12 protein-coding genes are annotated in these 14,931 nt (G+C 66.6%); 5 read left to right on the top strand and 7 right to left on the bottom strand.

Going from position 1 to position 14,931, the window contains the following annotated elements; translation table 11 throughout:
* Window positions 1-2 precede the first annotated feature (2 nt).
* Window positions 3-1,277, bottom strand: coding sequence for a pyridoxal phosphate-dependent aminotransferase (locus AC5P8Y_RS17060; RefSeq protein WP_049403553.1), 1,275 nt, complete (start codon window positions 1,275-1,277; stop codon window positions 3-5).
* A gap of 114 nt (window positions 1,278-1,391) precedes the next feature.
* Here AC5P8Y_RS17060 and rsgA point away from each other — a divergent pair, with 114 nt between their 5' ends.
* Together rsgA and AC5P8Y_RS17050 are read left to right on the top strand one after the other, a co-directional pair.
* Entirely contained in the window at window positions 1,392-2,501 is a 1,110-nt protein-coding gene (gene rsgA, locus AC5P8Y_RS17055) for a ribosome small subunit-dependent GTPase A (RefSeq protein WP_032965961.1), read from the top strand.
* Window positions 2,502-2,711: 210 nt separating this feature from the next.
* Window positions 2,712-3,965, top strand: coding sequence for a flavohemoglobin expression-modulating QEGLA motif protein (locus AC5P8Y_RS17050; RefSeq protein ID WP_024956039.1), 1,254 nt, complete (start codon window positions 2,712-2,714; stop codon window positions 3,963-3,965).
* A 519-nt stretch (window positions 3,966-4,484) separates the two neighbouring features.
* Here AC5P8Y_RS17050 and AC5P8Y_RS17045 read toward each other — a convergent pair.
* The 6 genes from AC5P8Y_RS17045 to AC5P8Y_RS17020 all read right to left on the bottom strand — a co-directional run bounded on the left by AC5P8Y_RS17045 (window position 4,485) and on the right by AC5P8Y_RS17020 (window position 11,558).
* Window positions 4,485-6,770, bottom strand: a complete 2,286-nt coding sequence (locus AC5P8Y_RS17045) for a TonB-dependent receptor (RefSeq protein WP_111108634.1) — start codon at window positions 6,768-6,770, stop codon at window positions 4,485-4,487.
* Between the two features lie 160 nt (window positions 6,771-6,930).
* Entirely contained in the window at window positions 6,931-7,473 is a 543-nt protein-coding gene (locus AC5P8Y_RS17040) for a hypothetical protein (protein ID WP_033835204.1), read from the bottom strand.
* Window positions 7,448-8,068, bottom strand: coding sequence for a hypothetical protein (locus tag AC5P8Y_RS17035; protein ID WP_239502947.1), 621 nt, complete (start codon window positions 8,066-8,068; stop codon window positions 7,448-7,450). Before AC5P8Y_RS17035 ends, AC5P8Y_RS17040 begins: the two co-directional genes overlap by 26 nt.
* A gap of 182 nt (window positions 8,069-8,250) precedes the next feature.
* Window positions 8,251-8,991 carry an acetoacetyl-CoA reductase gene (phbB, locus tag AC5P8Y_RS17030; RefSeq protein WP_005419193.1) on the bottom strand — a complete coding sequence of 247 codons (741 nt, stop codon included), beginning with the start codon at window positions 8,989-8,991 and terminating at the stop codon, window positions 8,251-8,253.
* Window positions 8,992-9,015: 24 nt separating this feature from the next.
* Window positions 9,016-10,344, bottom strand: a complete 1,329-nt coding sequence (locus AC5P8Y_RS17025) for a CitMHS family transporter (protein WP_005419191.1) — start codon at window positions 10,342-10,344, stop codon at window positions 9,016-9,018.
* Between the two features lie 74 nt (window positions 10,345-10,418).
* The gene (locus tag AC5P8Y_RS17020; protein ID WP_033835202.1) at window positions 10,419-11,558 is read right to left on the bottom strand and encodes an OprO/OprP family phosphate-selective porin; all 1,140 of its coding nucleotides are present in this window, start codon (window positions 11,556-11,558) and stop codon (window positions 10,419-10,421) included.
* 242 nt (window positions 11,559-11,800) lie between these two features.
* Here AC5P8Y_RS17020 and AC5P8Y_RS17015 point away from each other — a divergent pair, with 242 nt between their 5' ends.
* From AC5P8Y_RS17015 to AC5P8Y_RS17005, 3 genes are read left to right on the top strand one after another with little or no spacing between them, the layout of a single operon-like run.
* Window positions 11,801-12,490: a response regulator gene (locus tag AC5P8Y_RS17015; RefSeq protein ID WP_005414431.1), complete on the top strand. Its 690-nt coding sequence runs from the start codon at window positions 11,801-11,803 to the stop codon at window positions 12,488-12,490.
* On the top strand, window positions 12,483-13,874 hold the full coding sequence (locus AC5P8Y_RS17010; protein ID WP_005414430.1) for a sensor histidine kinase: 1,392 nt from the start codon (window positions 12,483-12,485) through the stop codon (window positions 13,872-13,874). Before AC5P8Y_RS17015 ends, AC5P8Y_RS17010 begins: the two co-directional genes overlap by 8 nt.
* Entirely contained in the window at window positions 13,871-14,926 is a 1,056-nt protein-coding gene (locus tag AC5P8Y_RS17005) for an ABC transporter substrate-binding protein (protein ID WP_049403556.1), read from the top strand. The genes AC5P8Y_RS17010 and AC5P8Y_RS17005 overlap by 4 nt, the downstream gene beginning before the upstream one ends.
* The last annotated feature ends 5 nt before the right edge of the window (window positions 14,927-14,931 follow it).

Genomic DNA, 14,931 nt, shown 5'->3' with positions numbered 1-14,931 from the left:
GCTCAGGCCACCGAACGGCGCGGCTTCAGCGGCACGACCTTGGTCGCGTCCTCGGCACGTCGCGCCAGCACGCGGTCGATGCGCGCGAACACATCGCGCATCACCGAGGCCTCCGGCATCAGGGTCACGCGGAAATGATGGCGGTAGGGCACGTTGAAGCTCGAGCCCGGCACCACCAGCACGCCTTCGTCGTTCATCAGGTCCAGCGCGAAGTTGTGGTCGTCGAAGCCCTTCGCAGCGGCGCCGACCACGGCCGGGAACGCGTACAGCGCGCCGGCCGGTGCGACCAGCGAGAGGTGCTCGCTGGCTTCGCAGGCCTCGATGACCGCGCGGCGGGTTTCATACAGGCGGCCGCCCGGCGTGCACAGTTCGGAAATGGTGTCCGGACCGTTCACCGCGGCCTCGATGGCGTACTGGCCCGGCACGTTGGCGCACAGGCGCAGCGCGCCCAACAGGTCCAGTGCCGCGCGGAAGTCACCCAGGCGGGCATCGTCGCCGCTGAGGTGGGCCCAGCCCACGCGCCAGCCGCAGGCGCGGTGCACCTTGCTCAGGCCGCTGAAGGTCAGGCACGGATGATCACCGGCCAGCGGCGCGACCGGCTGGAACACCGCGTCGTCGTACAGGATCTGGTCGTAGATCTCGTCGACCAGCAGCAACAGGTTGTGGCGGCGTGCGATCTCGACCACGCGCTCCAGCAGTTCGCGCGGGTAGCTGGCGCCGCTGGGGTTGTTCGGATTGATCAGCACGATGGCGCGGGTGCGCGAGGACACCAGCGTCTCGATCTCGCTCGGGTCCGGCTGGAAGCCGTTCTCCGGTGCGCAGCGGTAGTACACCGGACGGCCATCGTTGAGGATGGTCGAGGCCGACCACAGCGGGTAGTCGGGCGAGGGCACCAGCACTTCATCGCCCGGGTTGAGCAGCGCACGCAGCGACAGGTCGATCAGCTCGCTGACGCCATTGCCGAGGAAGACGCGGTCCGGGTGCGCATCGGGCGCGCCACGACGGGCGTAGTAGCTGGCGATGGCTTCGCGCGCCACCGGCAGGCCCTGCTGGTGCGTGTACGGGTCGGTGCGGCCCATGTCGTCAGCGATCGCACGCTGCAGGTGCTCCGGCGCGCGGAAGCCGAAAGCGCCCGGATTGCCGATGTTGAGCTTGATCAGCTTGCGGCCCTGCGCCTCCAGCTCCCGGGCTCGCCGCGCCAGTTCTCCGCGGATTTCGTAGCGCACTTCGGAAAGGCGCTCGCGGATGGCCAGGGGCTTGGGCGAGTTGGTGGACATGGGAGCTGGGCCGTCAAAAGGCATGGGGCTTCCATCCTACCGGAATTGCTGCAATGCATGGCAAGGGCGCGGGGCCCGTCATTGCTGGGCTGGCAGGGCGCCGGCACAGGTAGAATGGCGGCGATGACCCAGACCCCCGATTTCATCGCCCTGCAGACCATTGGCTGGCCCTGGCCGGGCCCGGCGCAGCAGGCCGACTGGCAGGCCGCGATGGCCGCACATCCGCAGGCCCGCCCGGCACGGGTGATCGAACAGCACCGCACCCACTACGTGGTGGCCGATGGCCCGGATGCGTCGATCAAGGCCGAGTCGCTGCCGGAATGGCAGCGCCCGCGCTTCCCCAGCCATGAACGGCCGGCGGTGGGTGACTGGGTGCTGCTCGATGGCATCCGCATCGTCGCCCTGCTGCCGCGTCGTACCGCGATCAAGCGTGGTGCTGCCGGCGAGCATTACCACCAGCAGGTGATCGCAGCCAACATCGATACGGTGTTCATCGTCTGCGGCCTGGATGCCGACTTCAATCCGAGGCGCATCGAGCGCTACCTGCTGCTGGTCGGCGGTGGCGGTGCCGAACCGGTGGTGGTGCTGACCAAGGCTGACCAGACCGAGTACAGCGAAGACGCGCTGGCGGTGCTGGAAGAGCTGGAGATGCAGGGTATCGCCCTGCATGCGATCAATGGCCTGGATGCCGACAGCGTGGCGGTGCTGCAACCGTGGCTGGGCCCGGGTCGCACGGTGGTGCTGGTGGGCTCGTCCGGTGCCGGCAAATCCACGCTGACCAACACCCTGCTGGGCGAGCAGCGGATGAAGACCAACGCGGTGCGCGCCAACGATTCGCGCGGACGCCACACCACCACGCACCGCGCACTGATGCCGCTGCCGACCGGCGCCTGCCTGATCGACACCCCCGGCATGCGCGAGCTGAAGCCGACCGGTGAAGAGACGCTGTCCGAAGGCGGCTTCGCCGATATCGAAGCGCTGGCCGCACAGTGCCGTTTCAACGACTGCAAGCACCAGCAGGAACCGGGCTGTGCCGTACGCGCAGCGATCGACGCAGGTGAGATCGAAGAGAGCCGGCTGCTCAACTACTTCAAGCTGAAGGAAGAAGTGGCCGCCGCCGCCGCCAAGCTGGCGGTCCGCCAGGCCGAGACCGCGCAGGAGCGTGGCGGCAAGAAGGGCAAGGGCCAGCAGTTTCGCCCGGCCGGCAAGCCGCGTAGGCGCTGATCGGTACCGCGGGGTCGGATCCCATTGCACCGCAATGGGCGCTGATCTGCGCAATGAATCCCGCCTCTGCCCGCGCCTGGCAGGTGCAGGAAACCTGCTTCTGGTAGGTGCCAACCTTGGTTGGCACGGACGTGTCCGAAGCCCGCCTTCGGCGGATGCCAACCAAGATTGGCACCTACCAACGCGCGGGCAGGGCGCTATAGTCCGCGCATGGAACCGACTGCGACGCTGGACCGTGACGTGGCCCACCATGCAGCGCTCGATGCGCGCCTGGTCGAGGCCGTGGGAGGCATCCGCCTGCTGGGCCTGACCAGTTGGCCGGCAACGGTGCAGGCCCCGTTCCTGGACAGCGTGGCACGTGGTCAGCCGGTGCTGCCGAAGGTGGATTACCCACGGCTGGACTTCAGCGAAGAACGTCGCGCGCTGGCCGCGATCGCCGCCGACTGCGACGACAGCCACCCACTGGGCCACTACGTGCGGCAGTCGGCGCAGAGCTGGGATCTGGCCGCGCAACTGCTGGAAGGGCTGGGCACCGCCGCCGTCGATACCTGTTCGGTGCAGCTGTTCGGCGCGCCGGAGCAGCCGCTGCCGGGCAATGGCCCGAGCACGCGCGAAGCGGCGCGCCACTTCATCCAGATTGCCGCCGAACTGGACCACGAACTGCTGGCGCCGGAAGAGCAGGTGCCGGTCTCGGCCATCGCGCTGCAGCTGCAGCTGCAGAACGACCTGGATGCCTTCTTCGAATCGCGCATCATCCAGGTGCAGCTCGACCCGGAACTGGTGTCCAAGGCGGCTGCCGGTCCGACCCGTATCCGACTGCGCACCAGTGCCCGCTTCAGTGCCTACGACCGCGCGCAGCTGTTCCACCACGAAGCGCTGGTGCATTCGCTGACCGCATTGAACGGCCGCGAACAACCGGTGCTGCCGAGCCTGGCATTGTCCTCGCCACGGGTGACCGCCACCCAGGAAGGTCTGGCCACCTTCGCCGAGCAGATCACCGGCAGCATCGACATCGAGCGACTCAAGCGCATCAGCCTTCGTACCGAAGCGATTGCGATGGCACGCGAAGGCGCCGATTTCATCGAAGTGTTCCGCTATTTCTGCGATGCGGGGCAGAACGCAGAGGAGAGTTTCGCCTCGGCACAGCGCGTGTTCCGCGGCGTGCCGCCGAGTGGCGGCCTGGCCTTCACCAAGGACACGGTGTACCTGCGCGGCCTGGTGTCGGTGCACACCTTCTTCCGCCACATGCTGGCCGAGGACCGCCTGCAGGTCTGCCGCTGGTTGTTCGCCGGCAAGATGAGCCTGACCGATGCGATCGCGTTCGCGCCGTTGTTCGAGGCGGGGGTGCTGAAGCCTCCGCGCTGGCTGCCGCACTGGGTGAGCCGGGCGAATGGCCTGGCCGGGATGCTGGCGTTCTCGCTGTTTGCCAACCGGATACGGATGGACCAGCTGGCGCCGGAATGAAAGGCGTTGGCGGATTCTCCAGCGCCTGCCTGCTATCGGTGGGGAGGAGGCGGGGCACGCTGGCCAGGACACGCAAAAACCCCTCCATGGTGCTCGATGGCGCCATCCATGGCGCCAACGGTCCTGGCCAGGGTGCCCCGCCTCCTCCAGATAGTTTTCTGCGGGCGCGGCAGCAGGTCCACCAGAGGAATTGCGCTTGAAGAGCTTGAAAAGCAAAGCGCCGGGCAATGCCCGGCGCTTTGCTTTTGCTCTTGCTTTCCATTGCCTCCGCGCCGGCGCAGTGAATTGTCGAGCGCGGGTAGGCAGGCCCATGCAGGACCGTGAGGCGCATGGATGCGCCGATCGAGCCCCCAAGGGTGAGGGCGCTTTGCTTGCGAAGCACTGCTTCGCAAGCGCCCGAACGCACAGCCGCCAGCGGCTGGGCCGGACCGTGGAGCGGGGTTTACGGCGTGTCCTGCATGAGCCTGCCTACCCACGCCATGCAGGAACAATCAACGCGCCGCAGCGCCCGCTTTCGATTTAGAACTCCGCCGCCAACGTCATGAACAACTGTCGCGGCGCGCTTGCATGGATCGCATAACGCGTGCCCTTCGGATCAGTCGGTGCGAACGAACTCAGCTGGCCGGCATAGCGCTTGTTGGTCAGGTTGGTCGCATTCAACGACACCCGCACGTTGCGCAGGCCCAGGCCGGGGCCGAAGTCGTAGCCCGCACCGGCGTCGAAGGTGGTCACGCCCGGCACCGACTGGTCGTTGGTGTAGGTGTAGTAGCGCTTGCCGGTGTACTTGGCACGCAGGCTGGCGAAGAAGCCATCGCGGTTCCAGCTGATCTCACTGGAGGCCATGCGCTGCGGCGTATCCACCGTGATCTTGCCGGCCACCGGAACGATGGCGCCGCCCGAGGTGTAGTCATCCTCGTAGGTGGTCTTGTTCCAGGACAGCGCGTTGTACCACTGCAGGCCGTCGATCGGCTTGAGGATGAAGGTCAGTTCCGCGCCGTAGCTCTTCACCGAACCGACGTTGATGAAGCGCGTCACGCACTCCGGACGCGTGCCGACTTCGATGCTCGAGCACGGGTTCAACGACAGCAGGCGGTTGTCGAACTTCACGTTGTAACCCGCGATCGACGCCTGGTACTTCTCGCCGAAGGTACGGAAGCCGGCTTCCAGGCTCTTGGACTTCTCCGGCTCCAGGCCGGCGCTGGCCGCGAACGATTCCGGCGACACCTGCAGCGGGCCGCCGCTGCCACCGCCGACGAAGGCGGCGATGTTTTCGGCGTACGAGGCGAACAGCTCGTTGTTGGCGTTGAGCTTGAAGCCCAGGCCCACCTGCGGCAGCACCGATTCCTTGGCGGTCAGCGTGCCCGAGGCGATGCTGGTTTCCACGCCCGGCTGGGCGGTGGCACGCATGCGGGTGTTCGGGCTCTTGATGCCCACGTCCACGGTCAGGCGCTGGTCCAGGAAGCGCATGCGGTCCTGTACGTAGAACTGGCGCGTGCGGATGTCGAAGTCCTGGTTGAACAGCAGGCGATCAGGGTTCTTCAGGTACAGGTCGTCCAGGAACGGGCCACTGATGTAGTAGAAGTTGCGCGAGACGTTGTGGTCGTTCTGCTCATACCACAGGCCGGCTTCCAGTTCGTGGATGCCCACCGTCCACGACAATGCGGCGGTCAGGCCATCGCGGTTGATCGTGTAGTTGGTGCTGCGGATCGAGATCGGCAGCATCCTGTCGGTGCCCGGGTAGGATGGCTGGCCCGGTGCCCACCAGTGGCCCTGGCCACGGTTGTCGTGGTGGTAGGCCAGCAGCTTCAGGCGGCCCTGCCCGCCCAGGCGCAGGTCGGCATCGACCGAATAGAGATTGTCGTCGCGCAATGCGCGGCTCTGGTAGTAGGCATCGTCGATGCTGTTGACGCCGCCGCTGAACTTGCAGCGTGCCTTGTTGTAGGTGCCCGGCGCGCAGTACGCGGCGGCCACGGCGCGATCCCAGTCCGGCGCGTAGATGTTCCAATCCCAGCCCAGGCCACGCGCCAGCATGTCCTTGGACAGGTAGGCGTAGTTGGCCTGGCTGGCGCGCGAGGTGGCCACGAACGCACCGAAGCGGTGGTCGCCGACATTCCACACCGCCTTGGCGTTGAACTGGCGGGTGGTCTGGTTCTGGTAGGGCGCGGCCCACATGTCCTGGTCCTGGTGCACGCCGGACACGTAGGCCGAGAAGCCGTTGATGTCGCCGGTATCCACGCGCAGGTAGCCACGGCGCTGGCTGTTGTCGCCGACGGTGATGCTGGCGCGGCCACCGAACTCGGTGGACGGGTCCATCGAGAAGTACTGGATGGTGCCGCCCAGGTTGCTGGTCGAGGCCACGCCCAGCGAACCGATGCCCTGCGACAGCTCGGCACCGGCCAGGTTCTCGGCGATGATCGCGCGGGCGATGCTCAGGCCGTTGTAGTTGCCGTAGCTGTTGTCGCCCAGCGGGATGCCGTCCAGCGTGTAGCCGAGGCGGCTCTTGTCGAAGCCGCGCAGGCTGATGGTCTGCGATTCTTCGTTGGCGCCGAAGGCATCGTTGGACTGCACCGACACGCCCGGCAGGCGGTCGAGGATCTTCTGGCCGCTGGTGCCCGGCGGCAGCACCTGCTTGTCGACGGTGGTGATGCGCTGCACCTGGCGGGTCTCGCCCTGGCCGATCACGGAGACGGTATCCAGCGTCTGCGCGCTCAGCGCGGCATCGGTGCTGGCGCCGGTGTCGGCATGGGCGCTGGTGGCGGCGGAGAGGGCGACCGCCACGGCGATCGTCAGGTGTCGGGTCTGCATGGTGGTCCGTTGCATTGGGGGTGGTCACCGGCACGCGTGCGCGGTGCATGGCCACTATGCGAACGGAACATGAAACCTTCTTTACGAAAAACCAACGAACGATGCAGGGCAGTGGTGCGTGTCCTGCAACATGTTCGTCATGCTGGTAGGCCGGTGGGAATCAGAAGCGCTCCCCAGGCCAGCTCAATTTGAGCTGGTCCATGCAGTCACGGTCATGTTCGGAGAATGAGAACCCGATCTGGATGCCGTTCACTACTGTGCCGAACACCGTCGACTCGTCCAGGCTATGCCCTGACGGCACGGAAAGGACATTGAAGTCGGGGTAGCGACGACCCATCTGCTTTCGCGAGATGCAGGCGCCGCTCAGCCGCAGCGTAATGCCTTTGATGATTCGCCCCGACGCGTCGGTGTAGATCTGGCCAGAGGGCCCCTTGATCCTCCCAGCGACCGCGAATGGCGCCAGATCGATGGTGGCGCTGTCGCCCCGGCCCATTCTTGCTTCCGAACGCGAGCCGGCCGGAGCCAGGGCTGATAGCTGCGCGACAAGGTCAGAGCGTGACAGCTGCAAGGACCAGCGCTCCACGAGCCGCCAGGTTGCATCCGCCTCTTCCGCAGTGGCAGCGGACGTGGCTGCTGTTGCAGAACCGGCAACCAACAGGCTCAGGATCAGAAGAAGTTCAGGGACGGGCTGCGATCGCTTCATCGTAGATTCTTCCGTAGAAGTCGTTGTAGTTCTCGCCGGTGGTTGAAGTTACGTTGTTGTCGCAGAACAGCTTACCTACCTGCCGGTCCAGGTCTTCACCGCCGGCATCGGCCTGTGCGATGAGGCCAGGACCTTTGGACGCAGCTACGCCGATGTCGTAGTACCCCAGGCTGGTCACCAGAAGCTCACTGCGCGCGGTGAGGTTGTTGAGTACCGCTTTCCCCTCCATGGTGCAGAAGTGCTGGATGAACGCACCTCGGGTGCTCAAGGCGATACCTTCGAAATACAGTGCGTGTCCCACTTCATGGGCAATGGCTGCGATCCGGAAGTAATAGCCTGCAATGTCGGAGGAATCGCAGTCGAAGGACTGGATGTAGATCCGGATGGGATCGCGATTGGTATAGGACGCGGGAGCCCAGGCGAAGGTCCACTCCGGATGGCCGGTGATCTGCGCGTCGAGCGTGGGCGCGCCTGGGATCAGCCAGTCGGGGCAGCCCAGGCCCGTGATCACCCGCATAGGCGGGGGCTCCGCGCGGGTCGGTGTCGCCAGCAGCGTAGTGGCGACCACGAGAAGCGCAATCAGCAATGCACGCATGCCAACCTCCTTGATCCGCGATTCCAGCCGTTCATCCATCGGGCTCGGCGAGCGCTGGCAGGTATAGCACCGGTTCTGCCGATGTATCGGGAAGTGCGTCTCAGAAATGCAGAAACAAAAGGGGCCGGATCACCTTCACAACTGAAGGTGATCCGGCCCCCGCGCACTCCGTGGGGGAGGGCTTAGCCCATGTACAGACCACCGTTGACTGGATAGTCGGCACCGGTCACATACGAGGCTTCATCCGACGCCAGCCACGCGCACAGGCCGGCCACTTCCTCGGGGCGGCCCAGGCGGCGCACTGGTACCGAGGCGGCCAGCCGGTCCAGCACATCCGGCGGGAAGCTGCTGATCGCCTGGCTGGCGATGTAGCCCGGCGACAGCGTGTTGACGGTGACCCCGCGCGACGCAACTTCGGCAGCCAGCGCACGGCTGAAGCCATGCATCGCGGCCTTGGCGGTGGCGTAGTTCACCTGGCCGATCTGTCCCTTGTGGGCACTGACCGAACCGATGTTGATGATGCGGCCCCAGCCCCGCGTGGCCATGCCGTCCACCACCTGCTTGGTCAGGTTGAACAGCGCGTTGAGGTTGGATGCGATCACCGCGTTCCAGTCCTCCACCGTCATCTGCCGGAACAGCAGGTCGCGGCTGCCGCCGGAGTTGTTGACCAGCACGTCCACTTCACCGACTTCGGCGCGGACCTTGGCGAACGCCGCGCTGGTCGAGGCCCAGTCCGTCGCGTTGCCTTCGGAGGCGATGAAGTCGAAGCCCTGTTCGCGCTGCTCGCGCAGCCAGTTGGCCTTGCGCGGCGAGTTCGGCGCGCAGCCGGCAACCACGGTGTGGCCGCTGCGGGCCAGGCTCTGGCAGATGGCAGTGCCGACACTGCCCATTCCACTGGTGACGTAAGCGATTCGAAGCGTCATTGCAGAAGGCTCCTTGGCAAAGGGTCAGGCGGCGAGGGGATAGAGGCCGAACAGCAGGCTGCCGATCATCAGCAGCATCGAGATGGCGATGGCCCACTTCAGGGTGAACTTCTGGTGGTCGGCGAACTCGACCTTGGCCAGGCCCACCAGCAGGTAGGTGGACGGCACCAGCGGGCTGAGCAGATGCACTGGCTGGCCGGCCAGCGAGGCGCGTGCCATTTCCACCGGGGTGATGCCGTAGTTGCCAGCGGCCTCGGACAGGATCGGCAGCACGCCGAAGTAGAACGCGTCGTTGGACATGAAGAAGGTGAACGGCATCGACGCCACCGCCGTGATCACCGCCAGGTACGGGCCCCACGATTCCGGAATCACCGCCAGGAAGCTGTGTGACATCGCTTCGACCATGCCGGTGTTGTTGAGGATGCCGGTGAAGATGCCCGCGGCGAAGATCAGCGACACCACCGACAGCACATTGCCGGCATGGTTGACCACGCGGCGGCGCTGCTCGGCCAGGTTCGGATAGTTGATCACCAGGGCGATGGCGAAGCCGACCATGAACAGCACCGGCATCGGCAGCACGCCGATGATCAGCGCGGTCATCAGTGCCACGGTCAGGGCCAGGTTCACCCACAGCAGCTTCGGGCGCTTGATGTCTTCGGCGTCTTCCACCGTCGGCAGCGGGTTGCTGTCATCGGACACGCTGTTGTCCATCCAGCTGCCGCCCTTGGGCAGGGTCACCACGCCGAGGCGGCGGCGTTCCTTCAGGCCCAGGTACCAGGCCAGCAGCAGCACGCCGGCACAGGCGATCACCATCGACGGGATCAGCGGCACGAACACGTCGGCCGGGTCCACGTGCAGCGCGGTGGCCGCGCGTGCGGTCGGGCCGCCCCACGGGGTCAGGTTCATCACGCCGCCGGCGAGGATGGTCACGCACGTCATGTTCAGCGCGTTCATGCCCAACCGCTGGTACAGCGGCAGCATCGCCGAGACGGTGATCATGTAGGTGGTCGAGCCATCGCCATCGAGCGAGATCAGCATCGCCAGCACCGCGGTGCCAAGCACGATCTTCATCGGGTCGCCCTTGACGAAACGCAGGATCACCCGCACCAGCGGATCGAACAGGCCGGCGTCGATCATCACCCCGAAGTAGAGGATGGCGAACATCAGCATCACGCCGGTCGGCGCGATCTTCTTGATGCCCTCCAGCATCATCTCGTCGATGCCGGCACCGAAGCCACCGATCAGCGCGAACAGGATGGGGATGGTGATCAGGGCGACGAGCGGCGACAGGCGCTTGCTCATGATCAAGTACATGAACGTAATGACCATGCCAAAGCCGAGGATGCTCAGCATCATCTGCGGACTCCTTGCGAAAACAGGACGTGGGGAGTGGAAGGGGCCCGGGCGGAATGCCCGGAATGTCGGGCCTAGAAGTCGTACTGCAGGCGGCCGGTGACCGCGCGCGTGCGGTCCACCGTGACCCCGGCCAGGCGATCACGGTTGCGGCTTTCGATCACGTTGAGCATGAAGCGCAGGTTGTCGCGCAGGTACCAGTTGCCACCCAGCGTCCAGGCTTCAGTGCTGCCGCGACGCAGGTCCGGCGCACCGTCGAGATGCTGCGCGCCCCACATCTGGTCGTAGCGCAGCGCCACTTCGAAGGCTCCGGCCTTGTGCCGGATGTCCTTGACCCGCGCGAATCGACCGGTCTTGCGGTCGTAGGCACGGCTTTCGCCGGTGACGAACCAGCTGAGCATGCCGTAGGCCGCCATTACATCGCCGCGCTGCGCGCCGTCGTCGAAGGTGGCGCCACTGAACTCGCCCTGCCACGACAGCGGGCCGCGCACCTGCGCGTATTCCAGCGACCACTTGTTGACGTCGGTATCGCGGCCGGCGGAGAAGTCGACCAGGGTCAGGCGGCTGTTGTCGGACAGATGGCCGGCCGGGCGCGGGCGGATGCGCAGGCCGGGCACGCCGTTGGCGCCGGGGTTGTCGTAGGCCTCGCGGGCCAGCGACAGGCCCAGGTGCAGCACGTTGCCATCGCTGGGCGAGGGTGCCCAGGTGACACGGCCACCGGCGGCGCGACCCTTCACCTGCCAGGCGTCGATGCTCTCCAGGCTGTAGAGGCTGGCCGCCCAGGTGAAGTCACCGGGGTTGGCCTGCCATGACGCACCCAGGCGGTACAGCGGCGCCAACGTGGTGCCGGCGTTGCCACGTTCCAGGAAGCTGCCGTAGTTGGAGCTGGTGCGGTCATCCAGCGAGAAGTACTGCTTGAACTGGCCCACGGTCAGCTTGCCGGCCTTGCCGAAGCTGCGTGCCAGGTACACGTCCTTGGCCTCGACGCGGTCGCCGGAGAAATCGGCTTCCAGCTTGTAGTCGACCACGAAGAACTTGCCGGACACGTCAACCCACGCACGGCGGATTTCGGTGTCGTCCTTGTTCGGGGTGCCCCTGTTGTCGTTGTCGAAGGTGGCGAAGTCCAGGTGCAGGCGACCACCGAGGGTGGCGGTGACCGGACGGTCGTCTTCCGCGGCGAAGGCCGGCGCCGACAGGGCAGCCAGCGCCATCATGGCGGCAGGGCGCCGCCAGGCAAACGTGAATTCCACAAACCCTCCCAGGTGCGCGCCAAGCGCGCGGCAATCGTGGGCACCGGACGGTGCGCGGCCGCAGTCTGGGTCGCGCAAGCTGTCATCGTCCTGTCAACGGATTGTGCGGTGCAGCGTAAAGCGGCCCGCTGCCACCTCCGGGCGGGGCGCGGCGAGCGCGGCAGCGGCATGCGGTAGCATTCGTTTCCCTTCCCACCCCCGTGCCCATGCGCCTGCTGCTGGTCGAAGACAACCCGGATCTGGCCGATGCGATCATCCGCCGCATGCGCCGCAGTGGGCATGCCGTGGACTGGCAGGCCGATGGCCTGGCGGCGGCCAGCGTGCTGCGCTACCAGAGCTTCGACCTGGTGGTGCTGGATATCGGCCTGCCCAAGCTCGATGGCCTGCGCGTGCTGGCCGGCATGCGCGAGCGCGGCGACAGCACGCCGGTGCTGATGCTGACCGCGCGCGATGGCATCGAAGACCGTGTGCAGGCGCTGGACGTCGGCGCCGACGACTACCTGGGCAAACCGTTCGATTTCCGCGAGTTCGAAGCACGCTGCCGCGTGCTGCTGCGGCGTGCGCGTGGTCAGGCCAGCGAAGTGGTGCAGATCGGTGGCTTCCAGTTCGATAACGCCGCGCACCGGGTCAGCCTCGACGGTGAACCGATCGAACTGCCCAACCGCGAATATCGGTTGCTGGAAATCCTGGTCGGGCGCATTGGCCAGGTGGTTGGAAAGGACGAAATCGGCAACGGCCTGTTCGGCTTCGACGACGAAGCCGGCCCGAATGCCATCGAGCTGTATGTCGGTCGCCTGAGAAAGAAGCTGGCAGGCGCACCGCTGCGCATCACCACGGTGCGCGGCGTTGGCTACCTGCTGGAAGCCAGTGACGGCAGCGCCGACGCCGATGGCTGACGCGCGTACCGCGAATGCCGCGCCGGGCTCGCTGCGGCGCACGTTGCTGCTCTATCTCGGCGCGTTGCTGGCGGTGTTCGCGGTGGCCCTGCTGTTTGCGGCGCGCGGCTATGGCCAGCGCGCCGCCAACCGTTCCTATGATCACCTGCTGGTGTCCTCGGCGTTGTCCATTGCCGATTCGGTGGCCCTGGTCGATGGCCAGTGGCAGGTCGATCTTCCCTATGCCGCGCTGGACCTGCTGGCGATGGCCCCGGAAGACCGTGTGTTCTATCGGGTCGCGGACAGTCGCGGCAACCTGATCACCGGCTACGGCGACCTGCCGGCGCCACCGCGCCGGCCCGGCACGCAACCGCAGCTGTTTGATGCGGCGTACAGCGGCGAGACCGTGCGCTTCGTGGTGGTCGGCCGCAGTTTCGCCGCCGCGTCGGCGCAGGGCGAGGTGCAGGTGCAGGTCGGCCAGACCCGGCGTGCACGTGAAGCGGTTGCGCAGGACATGGTCAACCGTGCATTGCTGGCGATCGGTGTGCTGTCCGGGCTGCTGCTGGCGCTGGTTGCCTTTGGCGTGCATCGCGCGTTCCGGCCATTGGTGCGGGTGGAACGCGAGCTGTCGCGTCGCGAGCCGTCCGATCTGAAACCGCTGGATGCGCGCGTGCCGCGCGAGATGGACCAGATGGTGGCGGCGTTGAACCGCTTCATGGAACGACTGTCCAGCAGCAACGAGACCTTGCGCGCGTTCATGGCCGAGGCCGCGCACCAGATGCGTACGCCGTTGGCTGCCCTGCGCGCGCAGGCACAGCTGGCGCTGGATGACGACGACCCCGAGGACATGCGGCGCAGCCTGCAGGCGATCGAACGCAATGCCACCCACATGAGCCGGTTGCTGAACCAGCTGCTCAGCGATGCCAGCGTGATCCATCGCTCGCATCTGCAGCGCTTTGCAGCGGTGGACCTGGCCGAGACCGTGCACCAGGCCCTGCATGAAGCACTGCCGCAGGCCGGCCCGGCACCGCGCGTACAACTGGCGATGACCGCCGAGCCGGTACAGGTACATGGCGATGCGCTGCTGTTGCGCGAGGCGATCAAGAACCTGGTCGACAACGCGTTGAAGTACGGTGGTGATGGGCCGTTGCAGATCGCATTGACCGTGGAAGGCGGGCAGGCCGTGCTGACCATCGCCGACCACGGTGCCGGCATTGCCGCCGCCGATGCCGAACGCGTGTTCGAGCGCTTCGCCCGTGGCGAAGGCGCGCCGTCCGGCGGCGCCGGGCTTGGCCTGGCCATCGTCAAGCGCGTGGTCGACAGCCATGGCGGTCGCATCGACCTCAGCAACCGTCCGCAGGGCGGGCTGGTCGCCACCATCCGCCTGCCCCGGAGCACTCCATGATCCGCCTGTTCGCTGCTGCCGTTGCCTTGCTGCTGGCCCTGCCGGTGCTTGCAGCACCGGGCGACGTGCGCCGCTTCCCGGCCCAGGCAAAGGCCACTGCGCAGCTGCGCATCCACGGCACCACCGACATCGAGGTGTTCGCGGTAGTGATTGCCGACTACCAGCGGCTGCACCCCGGCACCGAGGTGGTGTACGAGGACATCATCACCCAGGACCTGTACGCGCGGTACCTGCACGACCGCGGCGGACCGGCATCGCCGGACCTGCTGATCTCCAGCGGCATGGACCTGCAGACCAAGCTGGTCAACGACGGCCACGCGCTGCCGCATCGTTCGGCGCAGACCGCCGCGCTGCCTGCCTGGGCGCAGTGGCGCAACGAGGCCTTCGGCATCAGCTACGAGCCGGTGGTGATGGTCTACAACACCCGCGCACTGCCGGCTGCGAAGGTGCCGCACACGCGTCGGCAACTGCTGGACCGGTTGCGCGCGGAGGGGGCACCGCTGCGCGGCAGGGTCGGTACCTATGACATCGAGCGCAGCAGTGTCGGCTACCTGTTGTCTACCCAGGATGCACAGCGTGGCAGCATCGCTGGCGCGTTGCTGGGCGCGCTGGGCGACAACGACGTGGTGCGCGAGGAGCGCACCGGCGTGCTGCTGGACAAGGTCGCCAGCGGACAGCTGTCGCTGGTCTACAACGTACTCGGCTCCTACGCGCAGGCGCGCATCGACGCGGGTGCGCCGCTGGCGATCGTGGAGCCCGAGGACTACACGCTGGTGGTGCTGCGTACCGCGGTGATTCCACGTACCAGCCCACACCCGGAAGAAGCCCGGCGCTTCCTCGACTACCTGTTGTCACCGCGTGGCCAGCAGGTGCTGTCGCGCGAGGCACGCCTGATGCCGATCGTGACCGGCAACGCACGTGGCGACGATGCGCCCGGCCGCAGCCGCCGCCCGATCCAGCTCGGCCCGGGCCTGCTGGTGTACCTGGACGCGCTCAAGCGCCGCCAGTTCCTGGATGCCTGGCGCAGCAGCGTGGAGCCGGCAGGGCGCTAAACCTA

It is taken from the genome of Stenotrophomonas sp. YJH_SMC_12-1 (genome assembly GCF_059370935.1).
The sequence above is the reverse complement of the archived record's forward strand: the minus strand, read 5'-3'. Positions and strand labels throughout refer to the sequence as shown.

Excerpts from the sequence above, each read along its gene's own strand:
- AC5P8Y_RS17060 (WP_049403553.1), bottom strand. The coding sequence starts at position 1,277 with ATGTCCACCAACTCGCCCAAGCCCCTGGCCATCCGCGAGCGCCTTTCC.
- rsgA (WP_032965961.1), top strand. The coding sequence starts at position 1,392 with ATGGCGGCGATGACCCAGACCCCCGATTTCATCGCCCTGCAGACCATT.
- AC5P8Y_RS17050 (WP_024956039.1), top strand. The coding sequence starts at position 2,712 with ATGGAACCGACTGCGACGCTGGACCGTGACGTGGCCCACCATGCAGCG.
- AC5P8Y_RS17045 (WP_111108634.1), bottom strand. The coding sequence starts at position 6,770 with ATGCAGACCCGACACCTGACGATCGCCGTGGCGGTCGCCCTCTCCGCC.
- AC5P8Y_RS17040 (WP_033835204.1), bottom strand. The coding sequence starts at position 7,473 with ATGAAGCGATCGCAGCCCGTCCCTGAACTTCTTCTGATCCTGAGCCTG.
- AC5P8Y_RS17035 (WP_239502947.1), bottom strand. The coding sequence starts at position 8,068 with ATGCGTGCATTGCTGATTGCGCTTCTCGTGGTCGCCACTACGCTGCTG.
- phbB (WP_005419193.1), bottom strand. The coding sequence starts at position 8,991 with ATGACGCTTCGAATCGCTTACGTCACCAGTGGAATGGGCAGTGTCGGC.
- AC5P8Y_RS17025 (WP_005419191.1), bottom strand. The coding sequence starts at position 10,344 with ATGCTGAGCATCCTCGGCTTTGGCATGGTCATTACGTTCATGTACTTG.
- AC5P8Y_RS17020 (WP_033835202.1), bottom strand. The coding sequence starts at position 11,558 with ATGATGGCGCTGGCTGCCCTGTCGGCGCCGGCCTTCGCCGCGGAAGAC.
- AC5P8Y_RS17015 (WP_005414431.1), top strand. The coding sequence starts at position 11,801 with ATGCGCCTGCTGCTGGTCGAAGACAACCCGGATCTGGCCGATGCGATC.
- AC5P8Y_RS17010 (WP_005414430.1), top strand. The coding sequence starts at position 12,483 with ATGGCTGACGCGCGTACCGCGAATGCCGCGCCGGGCTCGCTGCGGCGC.
- AC5P8Y_RS17005 (WP_049403556.1), top strand. The coding sequence starts at position 13,871 with ATGATCCGCCTGTTCGCTGCTGCCGTTGCCTTGCTGCTGGCCCTGCCG.